The 19,857-nt window shown below is 73.2% G+C and carries 18 protein-coding genes; 8 read left to right on the forward strand and 10 right to left on the reverse strand.

The features are described from left to right. Window positions 1–27: 27 nt before the first annotated feature. The gene (locus ACFS27_RS18615) at window positions 28–1,170 is read left to right on the forward strand and encodes a trans-sulfuration enzyme family protein (RefSeq protein WP_377185792.1); all 1,143 of its coding nucleotides are present in this window, start codon (window positions 28–30) and stop codon (window positions 1,168–1,170) included. A gap of 22 nt (window positions 1,171–1,192) precedes the next feature. Further along, complete coding sequence (locus ACFS27_RS18620) at window positions 1,193–1,588, forward strand: hypothetical protein (RefSeq protein ID WP_377185794.1); 396 nt, start codon at window positions 1,193–1,195, stop codon at window positions 1,586–1,588. 15 nt (window positions 1,589–1,603) lie between these two features. On the opposite strand, the gene ACFS27_RS18625 is transcribed toward ACFS27_RS18620, so the two are convergent. After that, window positions 1,604–2,197: a GNAT family N-acetyltransferase gene (locus ACFS27_RS18625; RefSeq protein WP_377185796.1), complete on the reverse strand. Its 594-nt coding sequence runs from the start codon at window positions 2,195–2,197 to the stop codon at window positions 1,604–1,606. A 130-nt stretch (window positions 2,198–2,327) separates the two neighbouring features. On the opposite strand from ACFS27_RS18625, the gene ACFS27_RS18630 reads away from it, so the two are divergent. Both ACFS27_RS18630 and ACFS27_RS18635 read left to right on the forward strand, forming a co-directional pair. Beyond that, the gene (locus tag ACFS27_RS18630; RefSeq protein ID WP_377185798.1) at window positions 2,328–2,972 is read left to right on the forward strand and encodes an SRPBCC family protein; all 645 of its coding nucleotides are present in this window, start codon (window positions 2,328–2,330) and stop codon (window positions 2,970–2,972) included. Between the two features lie 69 nt (window positions 2,973–3,041). Beyond that, window positions 3,042–3,422 (forward strand): ArsR/SmtB family transcription factor, encoded by a 381-nt coding sequence (locus ACFS27_RS18635; RefSeq protein ID WP_377191086.1) that lies wholly within the window; start codon window positions 3,042–3,044, stop codon window positions 3,420–3,422. A gap of 15 nt (window positions 3,423–3,437) precedes the next feature. On the opposite strand, the gene ACFS27_RS18640 is transcribed toward ACFS27_RS18635, so the two are convergent. Both ACFS27_RS18640 and ACFS27_RS18645 read right to left on the reverse strand, forming a co-directional pair. Continuing rightward, a complete protein-coding gene (locus ACFS27_RS18640; RefSeq protein ID WP_377185800.1) occupies window positions 3,438–5,540 on the reverse strand; it encodes an acyltransferase family protein in 2,103 nt (700 codons plus the stop codon). A gap of 121 nt (window positions 5,541–5,661) precedes the next feature. Next, complete coding sequence (locus ACFS27_RS18645; protein WP_377185802.1) at window positions 5,662–6,756, reverse strand: glycerophosphodiester phosphodiesterase family protein; 1,095 nt, start codon at window positions 6,754–6,756, stop codon at window positions 5,662–5,664. Between the two features lie 145 nt (window positions 6,757–6,901). Between ACFS27_RS18645 and ACFS27_RS18650 the strand changes: the two genes are divergently transcribed. After that, window positions 6,902–7,366, forward strand: coding sequence for an HtaA domain-containing protein (locus ACFS27_RS18650; protein ID WP_377185804.1), 465 nt, complete (start codon window positions 6,902–6,904; stop codon window positions 7,364–7,366). Between the two features lie 66 nt (window positions 7,367–7,432). Here ACFS27_RS18650 and ACFS27_RS18655 read toward each other — a convergent pair whose 3' ends face one another. Then, window positions 7,433–8,419: an aldo/keto reductase gene (locus ACFS27_RS18655; protein WP_377185806.1), complete on the reverse strand. Its 987-nt coding sequence runs from the start codon at window positions 8,417–8,419 to the stop codon at window positions 7,433–7,435. Between the two features lie 52 nt (window positions 8,420–8,471). Between ACFS27_RS18655 and ACFS27_RS18660 the strand changes: the two genes are divergently transcribed. Continuing rightward, entirely contained in the window at window positions 8,472–8,831 is a 360-nt protein-coding gene (locus ACFS27_RS18660) for a MerR family transcriptional regulator (protein ID WP_377185808.1), read from the forward strand. A 180-nt stretch (window positions 8,832–9,011) separates the two neighbouring features. Beyond that, the gene (locus tag ACFS27_RS18665) at window positions 9,012–11,216 is read left to right on the forward strand and encodes a serine/threonine-protein kinase (protein ID WP_377185810.1); all 2,205 of its coding nucleotides are present in this window, start codon (window positions 9,012–9,014) and stop codon (window positions 11,214–11,216) included. On the opposite strand, the gene ACFS27_RS18670 is transcribed toward ACFS27_RS18665, so the two are convergent. Then, window positions 11,188–11,577 (reverse strand): MerR family transcriptional regulator, encoded by a 390-nt coding sequence (locus tag ACFS27_RS18670; RefSeq protein ID WP_377185812.1) that lies wholly within the window; start codon window positions 11,575–11,577, stop codon window positions 11,188–11,190. The genes ACFS27_RS18665 and ACFS27_RS18670 overlap by 29 nt on opposite strands. A gap of 135 nt (window positions 11,578–11,712) precedes the next feature. Here ACFS27_RS18670 and ACFS27_RS18675 point away from each other — a divergent pair, with 135 nt between their 5' ends. Continuing rightward, window positions 11,713–12,048, forward strand: a complete 336-nt coding sequence (locus tag ACFS27_RS18675; protein WP_377185814.1) for an EthD domain-containing protein — start codon at window positions 11,713–11,715, stop codon at window positions 12,046–12,048. A 248-nt stretch (window positions 12,049–12,296) separates the two neighbouring features. Here the strand turns inward: ACFS27_RS18675 and ACFS27_RS18680 are convergent, their stop codons facing one another. The 5 genes from ACFS27_RS18680 to fabG all read right to left on the reverse strand — a co-directional run bounded on the left by ACFS27_RS18680 (window position 12,297) and on the right by fabG (window position 19,842). Further along, on the reverse strand, window positions 12,297–15,713 hold the full coding sequence (locus ACFS27_RS18680) for an error-prone DNA polymerase (protein WP_377185816.1): 3,417 nt from the start codon (window positions 15,711–15,713) through the stop codon (window positions 12,297–12,299). Beyond that, window positions 15,706–17,385: a Y-family DNA polymerase gene (locus ACFS27_RS18685; RefSeq protein ID WP_377185818.1), complete on the reverse strand. Its 1,680-nt coding sequence runs from the start codon at window positions 17,383–17,385 to the stop codon at window positions 15,706–15,708. The genes ACFS27_RS18680 and ACFS27_RS18685 overlap by 8 nt, the downstream gene beginning before the upstream one ends. Beyond that, window positions 17,382–18,317 carry a hypothetical protein gene (locus ACFS27_RS18690; protein WP_377185820.1) on the reverse strand — a complete coding sequence of 312 codons (936 nt, stop codon included), beginning with the start codon at window positions 18,315–18,317 and terminating at the stop codon, window positions 17,382–17,384. The genes ACFS27_RS18685 and ACFS27_RS18690 overlap by 4 nt, the downstream gene beginning before the upstream one ends. 302 nt (window positions 18,318–18,619) lie before the next feature. After that, the gene (locus tag ACFS27_RS18695) at window positions 18,620–19,096 is read right to left on the reverse strand and encodes a MaoC family dehydratase (RefSeq protein ID WP_377185822.1); all 477 of its coding nucleotides are present in this window, start codon (window positions 19,094–19,096) and stop codon (window positions 18,620–18,622) included. Then, window positions 19,093–19,842, reverse strand: coding sequence for a 3-oxoacyl-ACP reductase FabG (fabG, locus tag ACFS27_RS18700; RefSeq protein WP_377185824.1), 750 nt, complete (start codon window positions 19,840–19,842; stop codon window positions 19,093–19,095). The genes ACFS27_RS18695 and fabG overlap by 4 nt, the downstream gene beginning before the upstream one ends. Between the last annotated feature and the right edge of the window lie 15 nt (window positions 19,843–19,857).

A 19,857-nucleotide genomic window follows, 5' to 3' on the forward strand; every position in this document is an offset into this window, starting at 1 on the left:
GACCGTGGCGAGTGCCGATAGTCCCCCATGACCACGCACTCAGGGACCACCCACTCCTGGAACACCCGCGCCGTCCATGCCGGCAAGGACGACCTGGCCGCCCTGGGGCTCCACGCCCCGCCGATCGACCTGTCCACCACCTACCCGTCGCACGACGTCGTCGCCGAGGCCGCGCGCCTGGACGACTTCGCGGCGGGGAACGACGACGGCGGTCCCCCCGTCTACGGCCGCGTCGCCAACCCGACGGTGCGCCGGTTCGAGGACGCTCTCGCCGAGCTCGAGGGCGCAGAGGCCGCCGTCGCGTTCGCGAGCGGCATGGCCGCACTGTCGGCCTGCCTGCTGGCCCAGGTTGCGGCGGGCAAACCGGAGGTCATCGGTATCCGGCCCCTGTACGGCACCACGGACCACCTGCTCGACTCGGGCCTGCTCGGCAGCTCGGTGACGTGGGCGTCGCCGGAGGAGGCTGCGTCGGCCGTCACGGACCGGACCGGGCTCGTGGTCGTCGAGAGCCCGGCGAACCCCACCCTGACCGAGGTGGACCTGCGCGCGCTGGCCGACGCCTGCGCGCCCGTGCCCGTGCTGGTGGACAACACGTTCGCGACGCCCGTGCTGCAGCGCCCGCTGACCCTCGGGGCGAGCATGGTGCTGCACAGCGCCACGAAGTACCTGGGCGGGCACGGCGACGTGATGGGCGGCGTCATCGCGTGCTCCGCCGAGTTCGCCCGGTCACTGCGGCAGATCCGGTTCGTCACCGGCGGCATGCTCCACCCGATCGCTGGCTACGAGCTCCTCCGCGGGCTGGCGACGCTCCCGGTGCGGGTCCGGGCGGCGTCGGCGACGGCGGCCGAGCTGGCGCGCCGGCTGGCGGAGCACCCGCAGGTGACCGAGGTGCACTATCCGCGGCTGGGCGGGGCCATGGTCTCGTTCGAGACCTCGGCCGACCCGATAGCCCTGGTCTCCGCCGTGCGGCTGATCACGCCGGCGGTGAGCCTCGGCAGCGTCGACAGCCTCATCCAGCACCCCGCCTCGCTGACCCACCGGATCATGGACGAGGTCGCCCGCAAGGACGCGGGCATCTCGCCGGACCTGGTGCGCCTGTCGGTGGGCCTCGAGGACGTCGAGGACCTCTGGACGGATCTGACCCAGGCTCTCAGCCACGCGCTTCGCTGAGTGTGCGCCTACCGTGGGTCGCATGACCAGCACTCCGTACGATCAGGACGACCTGCTCACGTTCCTCGTCGACTACGGCGTCGCGCTCGGCTCGGGTGACCTGGAGACCGTGACGGACAGCCTCGCCTACCCGTCGGTGGTGGTCGAGGCCGAGCGGTCCCTCGTCGTGCCCGACGCCGAGGCGGCGCGCGACGCCCTCGGCTCCATGCTCGCCACCTATCGGGAGCAGGGGCTGGTCGCCGCCGTGCCCGACGTGCGCGCCGTCGAGCAGGTCGGCGACGCCCTGCTGTGGGTCGACGTGCGCTGGAGCTACAAGGACGAGAACGCGTCGGAGGAGACGGCGGAACAGGTGCGCTACCTGCTCCGGCGCGGCCGGGACACGTTCGAGCTGTGCGTGGTCGTCCCGGTCGAGGAGTAGCTCGCGCAGGGACCTTCAGGCCGGCGTGACCTCGCGTTGCAGGTGCCAGCGGGTCAGACGTCCGCTCGTGGAGTCCGTCGGCGCGAGCCGGTCGAACCCGGCGCGCTCGAACATGCCGACGGTGCCGACGAACGCCGCACTCACCGGGACCCGACGACCAGGCTCCGGGTCGACGGGGAACGCGTCGAGCCGCGTCGCCCCATGGGCAGCGGCGTAGGCGACCCCGGCCTCGAGCAGCGCCTGGGCGACGCCCTGCCTGCGAAAGCCGGCGCGCACGGTGACGCACATGAACACCCAGGTGGTGGGCCAGGTCTCCGCCTCCCCCACCGGCAGCACCCGTGACCGTTGCAGCGATCCGGCGGCCGACCGGCGCGAGAAGCCGAGCCAGCCCGCCACCTCGGGCTCGGCCCCGAGGTAGGCGAGCATCCCCGGCGCCGGCTCCTGCTCGGTCAGCTCGTGCAGGCGGGCGGCGCGGGTCGTGACCTCCTCCTTGGCGGGCGCACGCCAGTGCATGCACCAGCACGCCTGCTCGCGCCCGTTCGGGTTGAGCACACGGGCGATGTCGCCGAACCGGTCGGCGGTCGCTGGAAGCACGGCGATCATGGCCATGTCCGGAAAGGTACTCCGGCTCACTGACACCGGCCACGCGGTCCCGCTTGGCACACTTTTATTCCCCCCGCTTGCCAACGGCCGCTCCCCTGTGGCATAACATAAGTATCCGCTTATAGAAGGAGTCACCATGACCAGCACCATCGATCCCGTCACCACCGCCGGACTCATGACCCGCGAGGTCCGCGACGGCAGCAGGGACGGCACACCCACCAAGATCGCCGTCGCGCGCCGCACCTACGCCGCCGACCGCGACGACCTGTGGAACGCCCTCACCTCCGCCGAACGGCTGCCCCGGTGGTTCCTCCCGGTCAGCGGCGACCTGACGGTCGGCGGACGCTATCAGCTCGAGGGCAACGCGGGCGGCGTCGTCGAACGCTGCGCGGCGCCCGGCGACTTCGCCGTCACCTGGGAGTTCGGCGGCAACGTCTCCTGGCTCACGGTCTCCCTCACCCCTGCCGACGGCGGCACCACCCTCGAGCTGGTGCACGAGTCCCCCGTCGACCCCGACTTCGCGGCCCAGTACGGCCCGGGCGCCGTCGGCGTCGGCTGGGACCTCGCCCTCGTCGGGCTGGGCCTGCACCTCGCCACCGGCTCCGACAACGACGCCACCGAGTTCGAGCAGTGGACCCTCTCCCCCGTCGGGGTCGAGTTCGTCCGGCTCGCGAGCACCTGCTGGGCCGACGCCGCCATCGCCTCAGGGGAGGACGCCGACCAGGCCCGCGCCGCCGGCGAGCGCACCCTGGCGTTCTACACCGTCCCGCCGGAGTCCTGAGTGCCTGCAGCCGGGGCGGGCGCCCGCGAGGAGGACGGCGCCGGCGCCCCCGACTCCGCGCGGGCGGGGGTGTTCGAGGCGCTCGGCGACCCCGTGCGGCGTCGGCTGCTGGAGCTCCTGATCCCGGGCGAGCAACCTGCCGGCGCTCTCGTCACCGCGCTGCAGGCCCGCGTGCGCCTCACCCAGCCGGCGGTCTCGCAGCACCTCAGGGTCCTGCGTGAGGCCGGCCTGGTTCAGGTGCGCGCAGAGGGCACGCGCAGGCTCTACGCCGTGGACGACACGGGGACGGCCGCCGCCCGTGCCTGGCTGGCGCGCTTCGAGGACACGTTCGCCCAGCCGCTCGACGCCCTGGCGACGGAGCTGGCCCGCGGACGCAGGGAACGCCGTCGGGCAGCGCCTCGGGACGGGACCGCACCGGACCGCACCGACCACGACGAGGCCGCGGGCTGAGGGCGCCTGCGATCCTCAGCGCTGGTCCGCGCGCACCAGCGGGACCAGCGCCGACTCGAAGTACGGCTCGAGCGTGCGGGCGAAAGTGTTGGTGAGGTGGTTGGAGTCGCGATAGACGGTGGCGCCACCGATCACCGGCAGGCACTCCCGGTCGTCGCAGTAGACGTCCGTGAGGTCGACCAGGGTGACGTCCGGCCGGTCCAGGCGTTCGACGGCGCCGGGCTGCGGATCGTAGAGCAGCCCCTCGGCGCGGGACACTCGGCAGTCGGTCGTCAGGTTCCGGTCCGCCTCCTGCAGGCAGTCGTGGACGCCCCGCACCGGACGTGGCACGTCGGCCACCGAGACCACGTGGATGCCCTGGTCGGCCAGCCCGGACCAGAGCGAGACCAGGCCGCCCTCCGCGAACTCCTCGGTCGAGGAGCCCTGCGGCGGCGCCCAGTCCACGCCGCTCACCTGCGAGGTCACGACGAGGTCGTAGTCGCCGTCCGCGAGCATCGTCTTTGCCCGCTCGATCCAGGTGGTGCACGCGGCATGCAGGACGTCGTCCTGCGCCCTGCGCACGTCCGAGAACGGGCACGCGCCCTTCGAGTAGGTGTCCAGCTCCCAGCCGTTCCGCTCCGCGATGCTCGCGAGCATCGCGGAGTACTGGACGGCGTGCGAGTCGCCGATCAGCGCCACCCGCACCGAACCGTCGGCGGCACCCACGCTGCAGGGCTTCGGCTGGGAGTCCGTCTTGCTGGTGCCGGCGCAGCGGCCGCGGAAGAGCTCCGGCACGTCCGAGTGCGCCGCACCCGGGGCCGGCACGGCGATGCCGGCCAGGTCCGGGTTGGTGCAGGACTCGCCGGACGGCGGACGGGCCGCGGCGCCGAAGCACTCGGCGCCGGTGAGCGCGGCGACGGCCGCCAGCTCGGCACGCGCGTGCTCCCGTGCGGTGTGCCCTCCCGTCAGCGCGACGCCGAGGACCAGGGCGGTGGCCACGGCGGCGCTGATGAAGGTGCCCCGGGGCGCGAACCGGTGTCGGTGGCGCAGGACGGGTTTCTCGATCCAGCGGCGGGTGGCCCAGGCGAGGAGGATCGTGGCGGCGAGGATCGCGAGCTTGTCGAGCGTGCGCAGGTCGTGTCCGGTGGCGTAGGGGACCAGGACGATCAGGGGCCAGTGCCACAGGTAGACGGCGTAGGACACGTCGCCGAGGAACTGGACCGGTGCCAGGCCGGCCAGGCGGGTGGTGAACCGGTCGGTGGCCTGGGCCCAGATCACCAGGACGGTGCCGAGGACCGGCACGGCCGCGAACGCGCCGGGGAACGGTGTGGCGCTGGTGAACATGATCGCGGAGACGGCGATCAGCGCCAGACCGGCCCACGCCACCATGCCGGTCAGGGCGCCGCGCCCTGCGGTGGTGCGGGCCCGGCCGAAGGCGGGCAGGAAGGCCAGCAGCGCCCCCGCCCCGAACTCCCACGCCCTCGTGGGAGTGATGAAGTACGCGTACGCCTGATCAGCACCCGTCCAGACCACGGACGTGACCAGCGACGCGACCACGACCAGAGCGAGCACTCCCGCCGCGACGGGCCGCCACGACGCCTGCCGGCCCACCTGACTCAGGCTCGCGGACCGGCGGAGGCGCCGCGCGACCAGGAGGGACAGGCCGATCAGGAGCGGCCAGACCAGGTAGAACTGCTCCTCGGCCGACAACGACCAGTAGTGCTGAACCGGAGAGGCCACGTTCTCCGCGGCCAGGTAGTCCACCGCGTCAGCCGCCAGGACCCAGTTCTGCGCATACAACCCCGACGCCGCGATCTCCCGGAACCACTGCTCCCAGTGCTGCACAGGAGCCAGCGCCCACACCCCCACCGCCGTCACCACCAGCACCAGCAGCGACGCCGGCAGCAGCCGCAGCATCCGCCGCGCCCAGAACGTCGGCACCGAGAACCGGCCCGCCTCCACGTCCCGCACGATGTGCGACGTGATCAGGAACCCCGAGATCACGAAGAACACGTCCACACCGACATACCCACCGGTCAACCGGTTCGGCCACAGATGGAACAGCACGACCGCCAGCACGGCCACCGCCCGCAACGCCTGGATATCAGCCCGCAGGGCGGTCTTGCGGTCGTTCGCCACGTCGTCTCTCCGTCATCATCAGCACCGCGCGCACGGCACCGACGGATCTTAGGTAGACGCGTCACCCTCCCCGGCCCCGAAATGCGGGCCGGAGAGGGTGAACTTTCGCCGTGCGCTCCGGTCAGTCGTGGAACGGGGGCGCCACGTACCGCTTGGGCAGCTTCAGGTGCCGCTCCGCCATGATCGTGCGCAGCAGGTCGGGGCGGTCGGTGATGAGCCCGTCCACGCCGAGGTCCATCAGCGACTCGATGGTGGCGCGGTCATTGACGGTCCACGGGATCACGGCCATGCCGGCGTCGTGTGCGGCGGCGACGAGCTCCGGCGTGGTGAAGGGGACGTAGCCCGGGTCCTCGACGCCTCCGCCCTGGGGGTCACCGTGCACGGGCGAGACGGCGTCGGCCCCGAACGAGGCGGAGGCGGCGACGAACTTCTCCTGGATCGAGCCGGGGAAGTCGTCGATGTCCAGGCCACCGAGCCACGGCGACGCGCCCTCCTGGCCGACCTGGAGGAACTGCTGGCCGTTGGTCAGCGCCACGAGCGGGAAGCGGGGCTCGACCTCGCTCATCCGCATCAGCGAGCCCCAGTCGAAGCTCTGGATCGTGACCTGGTCGACGAGGCGGGCCTTGCGGACCTCCCGGGCGACGGCCTGCACGAACTGCTCGCGCGGCGCCGTCTGCTCGGGGGCGCCGGCCTCGACCTTGGTCTCGATGTTGAGGGTGACCTGGCGCGCACGGTGCCGGTTGACGAGGTCCAGCACCTCGGACAGCAGCGGCATGCGCTCGCCCGGGTGCAGCTCCTGACCGGGGAACTGCGGCTGGCGCAGCGAGCCGCAGTCGATGGTGCGGACCTGCGCGAGCGTGAGGTCCTTGATGTACGTCTTCTCCGGGACGTACGGGAACTCGGGGTCGCCGGGGAACGCCGGTTCCGTGTCGACGCACTTGGCCGGGTTCGGGTCGCGGTCGTGCGTCACGACGGCGTACCCGTCCTGCGTGATCTGCACGTCGAGCTCGAGCGTGCTGACGCCGAGCGCCAGCGCGTTGTCGAAGGCGGGGAGCGTGTTCTCGACGGTGAGCGCGACGCCGCCGCGGTGGGCCTGCAGGTCGAACGACCGGTGGTGTCCCTCGGGCAGGGCGGACGCCGGCGCGGTGCCAAGGGCCAGCGCGCCCGCGAGGGTCACGGCGAGAGCTGCGGTGGTGCGGTGTCGAGTGGTACTCATGGGCCCGAGCCTGGACAGGTCCCGTGGCCGGGGCGTGGAGACACGCCGTCGCCCGGGCGACACCCACATGAACGCCCGGCGACGCCCGCGCGCGATGCCCAGGTGCAAAGCGGTACGAACCGCCAGGTGGGAGTACCGTTCTCGGGTGGCTCATCTCGACTGGGAAATCAAGGCAAGCCTGCTGATGTACGTGATGGGGGCGCCGGGCGGCCGCATCGTGCAGGACGACGCCGTCGGCGGCAGCGGGGCGGCGTTCCACTTCCCGCTCGACCCGGAGCGCAGCCCGGACGTGTCGGCCGGCTCGACCCGGTTCGCCTTCACGGGTTCGGTCGTCTTCATCGGTCACTTCGGCTCGTTCGTCGGCGAGATCGCCGACATCGAGGTCGACGCCCCCGCCGAGGGCGGCCCCGACTGGACCATGTCCATCCGGGACCGCGAGTCGGACGTGCGGACCACCGCGTTCCGCCTGGCCGGATCCCCCGAGCGGTCCGACGACGGTGCGCGGCTCACGTGGCAGCAGGTCGAGCTCACGGACGACGGCGCGAAGCTCTGGGGCGGCAACTATCCCGAAGGCACCCCGTTCGAGCCGGTGACGATCGACCTGTCCTGACCCGAGCTGCCGCACGCGGCTCGTACCACGTGCCCCGGGCCGGCTGCGCTCCTTGACCTCGTGCTCTCAGGCCGAGGGCGGGGTGACGTCCACCCCGTTCATCAGCTCCAGGAGCTCGGCCGGGAGCTCCAGCGCCATGGCGGCGACGGCGGCGTCGAGCTGGTGCACCTTGCTGCCGCCGAGCATGGGCCGGATCCCGCGTGCGGTCAGCCAGGCGAGGACCACCTGGCCGCGCGACCCGCCGACCTGGGCCGCGACGTCGTCGAGCACGGCGAGCCGCTGTGTGGTGCCCGGGTGGTCGAACAGCTCGGGGATCGGCTTGGCCGGGTTGTCGTACGCGCCGGACAGCAGGGGTGTGTAAGCCCACACCTCCAGGCCCTCGACGGCGGCCAGGTCGACCAGGTCGTCGCTCAGCCGGCCGAAGCGGTGGTTCCCCATGCGGACGCCGGGCCGGGGCTGGAGGTAGCTGTAGGCGTGCTGCACCGCGCTGAACGGTTCCGTGCCCTGCCCGACGGCGTGCCGGCGCGCACGTTCGACCCGCCATGCCGGGTGGTTCGAGAGGCCGATGCGGGCCGCGACGCCGTCCGACACGAGGGCCGCGCAGGCGTCGGCGGTCTCCTCGACCGGGACCGAGCGGTCCTCCATGTGCCCCCAGACGAGGTCGACGTGGTCGGTGCCGAGGCGGCGCAGGCTGCCGGCGATCTGGGCGTTGATGGCCTCGGCGGACAGGCCGGTGCGCGAGGCGGGCCAGCTCGCGGCGTCGCGCGGCTCAGCCCCGAACTTGGTGGCGAGCAGGATGCGGTCGCGGACGCCTGGCCGGGCGGCGAACCAGCGGCCGAGCAGCTCCTCGCTCTGCCCGCCGTAGCCGGACTCGCTCGCCCAGAAGGCGTAGCAGTCGGCGGTGTCGATCCACCGGCCGCCTGCGTCGACGAACCGGTCGAGGACGGCGAACGACGTGGCCTCGTCCACCGCGGTGCCGAACATCATGGCGCCGAGCACGAGACGCTCGGCGGGCGGGGTGGTCTGGGATGCAGCGGTCTGCGATGTGGTCATGGGACGAGCGAAAGCCCTGGAGCGCGCTCCAGGTCAAGGGCAAGATCAGAACATGACCACCTATTCGCCCGCGCAGGCCGCCGAGGTCTCCGGTTTCAGCATCGACACGCTGCGGTACTACGAGCGCGAGGGCATCCTGCGGCCCATCGCGCGGACGTCGGGCGGGCACCGCGCGTACACGGAGGACGACCTGGGCTGGCTGGACCTCGTGCACTGTCTGCGCGACACCGGCATGCCGATCGCCGACCTCAAGCGGTACGCGGAGCTGTCGCTCGACGAGGCGACCCTGGCTGCGCGGGTCGCGCTGCTCGAGGACCACGACCGGCGGGTACAGGAGTCGATCGACGCGCTGCGGCGGCAGCAGGAACGGCTGCGGGAGAAGATCCGGTGGTACCGGGAGCAGGGGGTGTGAGACACGGCTTCTCGCCCAGGCTCCAGGGTTCAGGTTCAGGTTGAGGTCGAGATTCAAGTACGGGTTGAAGGTTGACCGACGGCGACGAGCTGCGCCGTCGAACACCACCCGCAGCGATGACGCCACGCATGACCTGGGACTTTTCTGGGACCGGCGCGACCCCGCTGGTAGGTTGCCGGTATGACGTCACCAGCGCCAGGCGTCGGCGAGGTCGCGCCTGCGGCCGTCGGCCCCGGTCCGGTCCCGTTACCTGATCCCGAGCCCGCAGCCGCGGCGGCCCCAGCCCCAGCGCCAGCCCTCGAGCCGGCCCCCGTACCGGCCCCAGAGCCGCAGGCGATGCCGGCTCCAGAGCCCGAGGCGGCACCCGCTCCGGAGTCTGACGAAGCGCCCGCTCCAGAGCCCGAGGCACCGCCGGTCCCGGAGCCCGAACCCGCGCCGGCTCCTCTCGCGGCGGCGCTCCCCGTCCGCCGGGTCCGGCGCATTCCCGCCAGCGGTGAGCGCATGGGCCGGTTCACCCTCGCGGAGTCGTTGGGTCACGGCGGGTTCGCCCACGTCTACCGCGCGGTGGACGACGACGGCGCCGAGGTCGCCCTCAAGGTACTCACCGGCCTGCCCGACGACGCGCGCGAACGCTTCGCGCAGGAGGCGGACCTGCTGGAGCGCCTGGACGGTCGCGGCTTCCCACGCTTCGTGGAGGCCGGCCTGGACGCGGACCAGCCGTGGTTCGCGATGGAGCTCGTGCCCGGCACCACGCTGCGCGACCGGGTACGCGAAGAGGGACCGCTGTCCGGACCCGAGGCGCTGAGCCTGGCGCAGCAGCTGGTCGACGCGCTGCTCGTCCTGCAGGAGGAGCGTTGCCTGCACCGCGACCTCAAGCCGGCGAACATCATGGTCGACGGCGACCGTGCGGTGCTCATCGACCTGGGCATCGCCAAGGTCTTCGACGCCGCGACGTCGACACAGCCCGCCGGGACCGTCTCCTACATGGCGCCGGAGCTGTTCGGGCGCCGGGTGCACCCGCGGTCGGACGTCTACAGCCTGGGGCTGCTGCTCGTGTACGCGAGCACGGGCGTGCTTCCGCTGGACCTGAACTTCCTGGGCCGGGACCTGGTGGCCACCGACCTCGTGGACGAGCTGCCTGCCGGGCGACCCTCCGGTGCCGGCGCCCCGCCCGAGCCGCCGACCATCGACAGGCACGTCGAGTCGCTGGTCCTCGCCATGACGCGCTACCAGCCGAACCACCGCCCGCCGCTGGAGAACATCGCGAGCGTGGTGCGCGCCCGCCTCGCGAGCACCACGCCCGACCCGACCCTGATGCTCACCTCGCAGCTCCTCAGCGACGGTGTGACAGCCGCTGAGGTGGCCGCGCTCCCCCTGACGGACGTGCTGCCCGGCCGGGGTCACACCAAGCTCTTCCCCCCGGTCCTCGACCCGGCGGACGACGCGACGCCCAACACCCGCACCCCGGAGCCCTGGCACGCCCTCGTGTACGACCGCGCGCTCATGAGCGTCCTGGCCGAGGTGCACGCGGACGGTTTCGACGGGGCCGCCGAGCAGGTCGTGGCCGACCACGTCGCGGAGATCGGTGCGCACGTCGCCGACGGCCGCACCCCGGCCGAGATCAAGGACTGGATCTGGCAGGCGATGCGCTGGCGGGCCGCGTCGCCCCCCGACGGCCACGCGGACACGCTGCGTGGCTGGCGTGCGTTCCGCAGCCCCGAGCCCGCTCCGGCGAGCGAGCGTGCCTCGGTCAGCAGCAGGCCGGACTCCGCGCCGCCGTCGGTGCTGCCCGCACCTGTCGCACCGCTGTCCGCAGCGGCGACCCAGGTCGTTCGCAAGCTGACCCCTGCTCCGCAGTCGTTCGAGCCGCGCAAGAGCCCGGTCAAGCATCTCGGCCCAGCGCCCAAGCAGAAGGGCCCGACGCCGTCCGCTCACGCCACCCGCCCGATGCCCACGGTGCAGCCACCCGCCGTCCAGGCCCCCGCGAGCCGTCCGCCGAGCATGCAGCCCGGCCTGCAGCCCGGCATCCGGCAGGCAGTGCAGCCGGGTGCGCAGCCCGGCAGGCAACCGACGCCGCCCGCTCCCACGCCCGCTGCGCCGCGCAGGAAGCCCTGGCCGCTGCGCCTGCTCGGCGCTCTGCTGCGCTGGGTCCCCCGGCTGCTGCTGCTGAGTGCCGTGTACCTGCTCGTCGTCCAGGACACCCAGGCGGGCGCGCCGTTCCTCGCCGCGCCGGCACTGGCCGTCGCGGCGCTCGGGCTGGCCGCCCTCCTGCGCGTCGTCGGGTTCCGCATGCGGGTCTGGTTCTACGTGATCTCCGCGGTGCTCGTCGGCGCGGGGGCTGCGGCGCTGTGGGCGTTCAACACCGGCCTGATGTACCTGGGCTGACGCGGGTGTCCCCGAGGTAGCGATGGTTGACGTCGACGAGGGCGTCGAGCGCTGAGGCGGCCTCGGCGAGGGCGGCCATCGCGTCCCGCAGGCGGCCACGCTCCCGCTCCAGGATCGTCAGGGCGCGGTGCGCCCCCTGCGCGCTCGGCTGCACCATACAGGGCACCATCTCCGCGATGGTGCGGCTGGACAGCCCGGCCGCGAGAAAGGCCCGGACAAGGCGCACGCGCTCCACGTGCTCCTCGGTGTAGAGCCGCTGGCCGCTCGGGGACCGGTCGCTGGCCAGCAGACCCTGGTCCTCGTAGTAGCGCAGGGACCGGTGACTTGCCCCGGTCCGGGCGGCCAGCTCACCGATCCGCACTTCGGCTTCTCCTACCTTCGGCGTTCATCGCTTGCCCCTGACATTGATGTGAGCGCCTACGTTAACGGCACCGCCGCGCGGACCGTGACTCCGGGATCCGGGGCGCCGACGTGGCCATGCTGAAGGAGCACCGCGGTGATCAAGTTCGTCTTCATGATCCGTCGGGTCGACAGGATGTCGTCCGAGACCTTTGTCGAGTACCACCGGGATCAGCACGCGCCGCTTTTCACCTCCATCCCGGAGGCGGCGCGGTACGTGCGTAAGTACACGGTGTCCCACCCCGTACCCGCCGACGGGTACCCGAAGCCCGCCTACGACGGTCTGACCGAGATCTGGTTCGCGAGCTGGGCGGACCACGACGCGTTCTTCGCCTCGACGAACTATCAGGAGCTCGTGCATCCCGACGAGGCACGATTCATCGACATGACGTCCGTCGAGGTGCTGGTGACCGAGGAGACGACGGTGCTCTGACGACACCGGTCACGAGCCGTGAGGTCGACCCCGCTACCGGAGCCGTCACCGGACCCTACGAGGCACCCCAGGTGATCGCCTGCGTCGTCGTGCTCGTCGCCCTGGTGGTGATCGGCGCTCTGCTGCTCCCGGCGTGGCTCGCGGTGACCGGGGTCGGCCTGCCCTTCACCGCGGCCTGGACGATCCAGGCCGCGGTGACCGACGACTCCGGGCTCTGGGCGGTCGGGGCGGTGCTCGTGCTGACGCCCCTACTGGAAGTCCCGCGACCGCGCCGGGACCGTCAGCGACAGCGTCGCAAGATGCTCCGCCAGGAGATTCACCGCGCCGTCGGCCGCCTCGATCCGGCCGCGCACCACCATGGCCTGCGCCGACCGCGCCACCTTCCGGAACCGCTGCCACAGCCCTACGGTGCAGATCACGTTGAGCAGCCCCGTCTCGTCCTCCAGGGACAGGAAGGTCACTCCCCCGGCGGTGCCCGGCCGCTGCCGGTGCGTCACCACCCCGCCGACGGCGATCCGGCGCCCCGGCTCGGTCGTCAGCGCCTGGGCGACGGTCAGCACGCCCGCCGCCTCCAGCCCTGGCCGCACGTGCTGCGTCGGGTACGAGTCCGGCGTGATGCCGGTGGCCCACGCGTCGGCCTGCGCCAGCTCGATCTCGCTCATCCCCGGCAGCATCGGGGCGTCGACGCCGACACTGACGCCGGGCAGCGTCGTCGGCCCCTCCTGGCCAAGGGCGCCTGCCGCCCACAATCCCTCCCGCCGGTCGATACCGAGCGACTCCAGCGCCCCGCCCGTCGCGAGCGCCTCGAGCTGCGCCGTCGACAGCTCGACGCGGCGCACGAGGTCCCGCAGGTGCTGGAAGCCGGCGGTCGCGCCCGTCGCGCCCCGCGCCTCGACGACCTCCTCTGCCTTCTCCTTGCCGATCCCCCGTACGGACTCCAGCCCCATGCGGACCGCAAGTTCCTCGTCGTCCCGCTCGACGGACGCGAGCACCCGCGACCGGGTCACCGAGGGCCGGAGCACGCGTACCCCGTGCCTGCGCGCGTCGGCGGCCAGGGACTGGGGTGAGTAGAACCCCATGGGCTGCGCCGCGAGCAGCCCGGCGTAGAACGCGGCGGGGTGGTGCACCTTGAGCCACGAGCTCGCGTACACGAGGTAGGCGAAGGAGTAGGCGTGCGACTCGGGGAAGCCGAAGTCGGCGAAGGCTCTGAGCTTCTCGAAGATCTCCGCCTGCACGTCGGGCGGGATCTTGTTCTCGGTCATCCCCGCGTAGAGCCGGTCGCGCAGTGCCTCCATGCGCTCCTGGGAACGCTTGGACCCCATGGCACGCCGCAGCTCGTCGGACTCCTTGGGCGAGAACCCTGCGACGTCGATCGCCATCTGCATGAGCTGCTCCTGGAACAGCGGTACGCCCAGGGTGCGGCCCAGGGACTTCTCCAGCAGCGGGTGCAGGTAGGTCACGGGTTCGCGCCCGCGTGCCCGTTCGATGTAGGGGTGCACGGAGCCGCCCTGGATGGGGCCTGGCCGGATGAGCGCGACCTCCACGACGATGTCGTAGAAGGTCCTGGGGCGCAGGCGCGGCAGGGTCGCCATCTGGGCGCGCGACTCCACCTGGAACACGCCCACGGTGTCGGCGGCGCACAGCAGGTCGTACACGAGCGGGTCCTCCTGCGGCAGGCTGTGCAGCTCGAGCCGCTGACCGGTGTGCTCCTCGACGAACTCGAACGCGTACCGGATGGCGGTCAGCATGCCGAGGCCCAGCAGGTCGAACTTGACCAGCTGCGCGTCCGCGCAGTCCTCCTTGTCCCACTGCAGCACCGTGCGGCCCTCCATGCGGGCCCATTCCACCGGGACGACCTCGATCACCGGGCGGTCGCACATCACCATGCCGCCCGAGTGGATGCCCAGGTGCCGGGGCAGGCGGAGCATCCGGTCGGCGAGATCGAGCACGTCGTCGGGGATCTCCCCCTCCTGCGCGGCCGACGGCGGTGTGTGGAACGGTACGACGTCGTGCGTGTCGTCGGCGCGGGTCGGGTCCGGCCGGGACTGGCCAGGGGCGCGTGTCTCCTCCGCGAGCACGTCGACGAAGACGCCGTTGCCCGAGTGCGGCTCCCGCGGTCCCCACAACGCAGTGACGCGGGCGTCCTTGGCGGCGGTCTTGTTCTGCGGCGTCGCCTCCGCCGTCGGGCCGGCCGCCGGGGTTGCCGTGGGCTTCAGCGACCCCCAGCGCTCGATGGACTTGGACCATGCGTCCTGCTGCCCGATGTCGTAGCCGAGCGCGCGGGCGGCGTCTCGCACCGCCGAGCGCGGCCGGTAGGAGATCACGTTGGCGACCTGCGCAGCGTGCGTGCGGCCGAACTTCTCGTAGACGTACTGGATCACCTCCTCGCGCCGCACCGACTCGATGTCGATGTCGATGTCCGGCGGGCCGTCCCGCTCCGGCGCGAGGAACCGCTCGAACAGCAGGCCGTGCTTCACCGCGTCCACCGCGGTGATGCCCAGGGCGAAACAGACCGCCGAGTTCGCGGCGCTGCCGCGCCCCTGCGCGAGGATCCCGTTGCGGCGGCAGAACTCCACCAGGTCGTAGACCACCAGGAAGTACCCGGGGAACTCCAGGCCGGTGATGACCTTCAGCTCGTGGTCGATCTGGTCCCACGCCTTCCTGTTGCTCCCCCGGGGTCCGTAGCGCGCGGTCGCGCCCCGGTGAGCGAGCTCGCGCAGCCAGGACGCCTCGTCGTGGCCGTCCGGGACGGGGTAGGGCGGCAGCTTCGGCGCGATGAGGTCCAGGTCGAACTCGCACTCGGCGCCGAGCGCGGCCGCCGTCGGTACGGCCTGCGGGTGCCTGCGGTGCAGGCGCGCCATCTCCGCCCCGCTGCGCAGGTGGGCGGTGGGCGCGCCGGGCAGCCAGCCGTCCAGGTCGTCAAGGCTCGACCGGGCCCGCACCGCCGCGAGCGCCCCGGCCAGATCTGCGTCCTGGGGGCGCGCGTAGTGCGCGGCGGTCGTGGCGACCAGCGGCAGGCGGGCGTCGGCGGCCAGCAGGGCGAGCGCGTCGTGCAGGTCGGCGTCGCGCGGGTCGCCGGTGGCGGTGATCTCGACGGCGACGTTCTCCCGCCCGAAGGCATCGGCGAGCCGCGCAATCTCCCGCCGCGCCCGCCCAAGCCGGTCCGGACGATTCCCCCCGCCCTGTTGGAGGGCCTGACGGACCGCGCCCTTGCGGCAGCCCGTGAGGACCAGCCACTCGCCGGCCGACGCCTCGCCCAACGCCTCCAGGCTGTAGTGCGCGGCGCCCTTGACCCCTGCGTCGAGGTGCGCGGTGCCGATCGCGCTCGACAGGTTGCGGTATCCCTGCGGGCCCCGGGCCAGGACAAGCAGGTGCGTGGCGCGCGGGTCGGGGATCCCGGTGGGCGGGTCGAGCACGGGCGCACCGCTCGCGCCGGCCGGGACCGGCAGGTGCAGCTCCGCCCCGAACGAGGTCTTCAGCCCCACCTTCTTCGCCGCCTGGGAGAACCGCACCACCCCGTACAGCCCGTCGTGGTCGGTGATCGCGAGCGACCTCAGCCCCAGGCGTGCTCCCTCGGCCGCGAGCTCCTCGGGGTGGGAGGCGCCGTCGAGAAAGCTGAACGCGGAGTGCGCGTGGAGCTCGGCGTACGGTACGTCGTCAGTCATAGAGAGCCTCCAGCAGCCATTCCCCCGCCGAGGACGACAGCAGCAGGCCGAGCCCCGGCGCCCCCGCGCCGTCGGTCACCACCTGCACGAAGACGCGGCGCCTGCCCGACGGCAACCACCACCGTTCCGCGACCGGCCACGGTCCGGCCCAGTCGACGACCGCGGCGTCGAGGCCCGCCCACCCGCCGTCACCCGGCCCGTCGTCGCCCGCACCCTCACCGGGCACGACGACGCGCGCCGGGCCGCCGCTGACACCCAGCCGGACGTCGACGACGACGGGGCGCCCGGCGTCGTCGAGCACGTGCGCGGGGACGGGATCGGGCAGCACCACCGACGGCGCCGGGGGCGGCAGGGCTCCGGGCCAGGGCCGGTCGGGGTCGCGCTCGGGCGGGACCTGCTCACCGAAGGGAACGAGCTGGACGCGGTCGCGGGGGTCGCGCCCGCCCTGGAGCCGGACGGTGAGCACCGCGTCGCCGCCGAGCAGGGCCTGCACGCGCTCGACGGCGCGGCGGGCGCGCAGGTCCTCGCCCGCGCCGGGCCCCCACAGGCGTGGCTGCAGGGCTCCAGCGGGCGCCACCTCCTCCGCGGCCAGGGTCAGGCCCGCGATCGGGGCGGGCGCCTCGCCCTGCCCGAGGGACGACGCCGTGAGCCAGCCCTCGAGCTGCCAGCGCACCCGGTCGGTGATCCGGGCGGCCGACAGCCCGCCGAGCGTGTCGTCGGTGCGCCACAGCCGCTCCAGGGTGCGGGCCTCGCCGGTGACCGGGTCGACGGCGCGCGCCGTGATCCGCAGCCGCCCGCAGGCCAGGCCGCGCCTGCTCAGGTCCTCGTGGAGCCGTTCGGCCAGGCGGCGGGCGGCGAAGGTGGCGACGTCGACCCGGTGCGCCGGCGGGTCCAGCTCCTCGGCGACGGTCAGGTCCTCCTCGAGCCGACGGCGGGCCGGGGGCCGCACGTCCTGCCCCCTGGCGAGGCGCTGCGCCCAGACGCCGAGGTCGCCGAAGCGGGCGGCGACGGCGGCGTCGGGCAGAGCGGCCAGATCGGCCAGCGTGCGCACCCCGAGCCGGCGCCACAGGTCGACCAGCTCGGTCAGGGCGCGGTCTCCGGGGCGGGCGTGCACGAGCACCGCAGCGGGACGGGCCGCGAGGTAGTCGCGTGAGGCACCCGGCGGCACGACGGCGTCCTCGCGCGCCGCCAGCACCCCGGCCAGGAACCCGTCGGCGACCCCGACCTGGCACTCGTGACCGGTCCGCACTGCGACCTGCTCGGTCAGCTCGCGGGCCAGGTCCTGCTCGGAGCCGTGGTAGCGCGCCGCCCCGCCCGACGGCAGCAGGAGCAGCCCTGGACGGGCGATCTCCAGCCCGGAGACCACGGTCTCCGCTGCCACGGCGACCGGCTCGAACTCCCGGGCGTCGCGCGCGTCGTCGGCGGGCCAGAGCTGCAGGTCGGGGCAGCGCCCCTGGGCCTCGCGACGGCGCATGCCGCGGCGCACCCCGGAGCTGCGGGCAGGCGCGGACACCGCCACGATCCGTCCGCCGGGGCCGCCGGTGACGGCCGCAGGGGTCTCGGGACCCAGGCCGGCGACGACCAGCGCCGCAACGACCGGCCAGTCGGGCACCCAGAGGCAGGCGGTGCGGGTGACCGCTCCCGTCGTCGCGGGGCCGGAGCGGTCGGTCATCCGACGAGCTCCAGCTGCGGACGGTTCTCGGCGCCCTCGCCCGGCGATGCCGACGTCGGCGCCACCGGCGCGGAGCCCTGCCCGACGGAAGGCTCCGCGCCTCCGCCGGCCGCCCGGCACACCGGCACCTCGACGTCCAGGTGCAGGGGGCGCGCCGCGCTCCCCCGCCCGGTGCGCCGCACCCGCAGGGTCCGCCGGCGCAGCCAGCCCGCCCCGTGGTCGATCCCCGTCCACGTCCCCTCGGTCGCCTCGAGCACCACATGGGCCCCACCCCAGCCCTCGCCCGACGAAGGGGCGGGGAGCGCAGGGACCAGGACGGTTCCTCGTTCGCGGGCGCGCGCCGTCAGCCGACGGCGGTCCTGCTCCAGCAGCACGACCTCCGGCCCGACCACCACCACGTCCATACCGTCGATCAGCGCAGCCAGCACGGCGGACGCGTCGACGCCCGACCCGTTCGGCAGCGGGACCACCAGGGTGCGCGCCAGGTCGCACCCTGCATCGGCCGCCGCGGCCATCCCTGCGGCCGGGTACCCGACCAGCACCGTCCAGGCCCCGTCACGGGACGCCTCGGCGAGCAGGGTGAGCAGCAGCGACGTCGAGCCCCTGACCACGACGGTGGTGCCGGTGCGCAGGCCGCCGTCGGGCAGGAGGGCCGCGAGGCGCGGGTCAACGGACAGCACGCGCGTGCCCTCGTCCGGACCGGGCGAACCCACCCGGCTGCCCGACGGCGGAGCGAGTCGGACCGCCGGCTCGGCGTGGGCCGGCTGGACGGTCCGCGCGGACACGACCTGTTTGCGCACACCGGTGCGCACCTCGGCGGACCGTAGTGCCGCGAGCGCCCGGGCGTGCCGGGTATCAGCGGTGTCGACGTCAGCGACGGTCTCGACGTCAGCACCGGTGTCGGTCTTCGAAGAGACTGTTACGACGGTCATGACCCTCCAGCGATGGTGTCTGCCGGTGGTGACCGGATGGTCGAGCACCTCATCGAACGCTTGTTCGATAGAACACCAGTACACCTCCCGCGAGGTGCGCCTGTCAAACCATCGACCCCGCAACACTGCGGTGCCCCGGCGGGTCCTCCGACGCCGAACCGCACCCGTCCAGCGGCGGAGCTGCGTCCACCTCGCCGACCGACAGGCCGCCGGGCCGAGCGAGCCAGGCCCCGCTTCGAGAATGACCTGAGGCACCGATCCGGGCCGGATCGGTGCCTCAGGTCATTCTCGAGCTCAGCAGCTCAGCCTTCCGGCACGTAGAGCGCCAGCGTGTGCGCGACCAGCGCCGGCTTCTCGGCCCCCTCGATCTCGACGGTGACCTTCGAGGCCAGCCGCACGCCGTTGGCCGTCGGCTCGGCGGAGAGGATCTCGGTCACGGCCCGCACTCGCGACCCGGCCGGCACCGGGGCGAGGAACCGCAGCCGGTCCAGGCCGTAGTTCATCACCATCGCGCTGCGGCCGACCGAGACCAGCGAGGCCGCGAGACGAGGCAGCAGCGACAGGGTGAGGTACCCGTGCGCGACCGTGGAGCCGAAGGGCCCGGCGGCCGCCCGCTCGGCGTCGAGGTGGATCCACTGGTGGTCCTCGGTGGCGTCGGCGAACGCGGCGATCCGTTCCTGCGTGATCTCGAACCACTCGCCGGTGGCGGTCCGGCCCACGGCGTCGGCGAGGGCAGCCGGTGAGTCGACGGCGATGACCTCGCCCGCACCGTCGCTCACGCCTTCGGCCCGCCCGCCACGTACAGCACCTGGCCCGACACGAACCCGGACTGCTCCGAGCAGAAGAACGAGACGGCGTTCGCGATGTCCTCCGGCTGCCCCACGCGTCCCACCGGCACGTCCTGGGCCGCCACGCCGAGGTAGTCGGCCAGCGGCATGCCGATGCGCTCGGCGGTCTCGCGGATCATGTCGGTCTCGATCACGCCCGGCGCCACAGCGTTCGCGGTGACGCCGAACTTGCCCAGCTCGATCGCCAGCGTCTTGGTGAAGCCCTGCATGCCCGCCTTGGCGGCCGAGTAGTTGACCTGGCCGCGGTTGCCGAGGGCCGAGGTCGAGGAGAGGTTCACGATGCGGCCGAACGCGGCCTCCACCATGTGCGCCTGCACGGCCCTGGTCATGAGGAACGCGCCCCGCAGGTGCACGCTCAGCACGGCGTCCCAGTCGTCCACGGACATCTTGAACAGCAGGTTGTCGCGCAGGATGCCCGCGTTGTTCACCAGCACGGTGGGTGCGCCCAGCTCGGCGGTGACGCGGGCGACGGCGTCGGCCACCGACTGCTCGTCGGCGACGTCGGCGCCCACGGCGAGCGCGCGACCGCCGTCGGCAGCGATGGCCTCCGCCGTGGTCTTGGCCTGGTCCTCCAGGAGGTCAAGGACGGCGACGGCGTAGCCGTCCTTGGCGAGCCGGCGGGCCGTGGCGGCGCCGATGCCGCGGGCCGCTCCGGTGACGATGGCGGTGCGAGTCATAGGGGTTCCTTTCGG

It is taken from the genome of Promicromonospora vindobonensis (assembly GCF_042685865.1).
Classification (GTDB): domain Bacteria; phylum Actinomycetota; class Actinomycetes; order Actinomycetales; family Cellulomonadaceae; genus Promicromonospora; species Promicromonospora vindobonensis.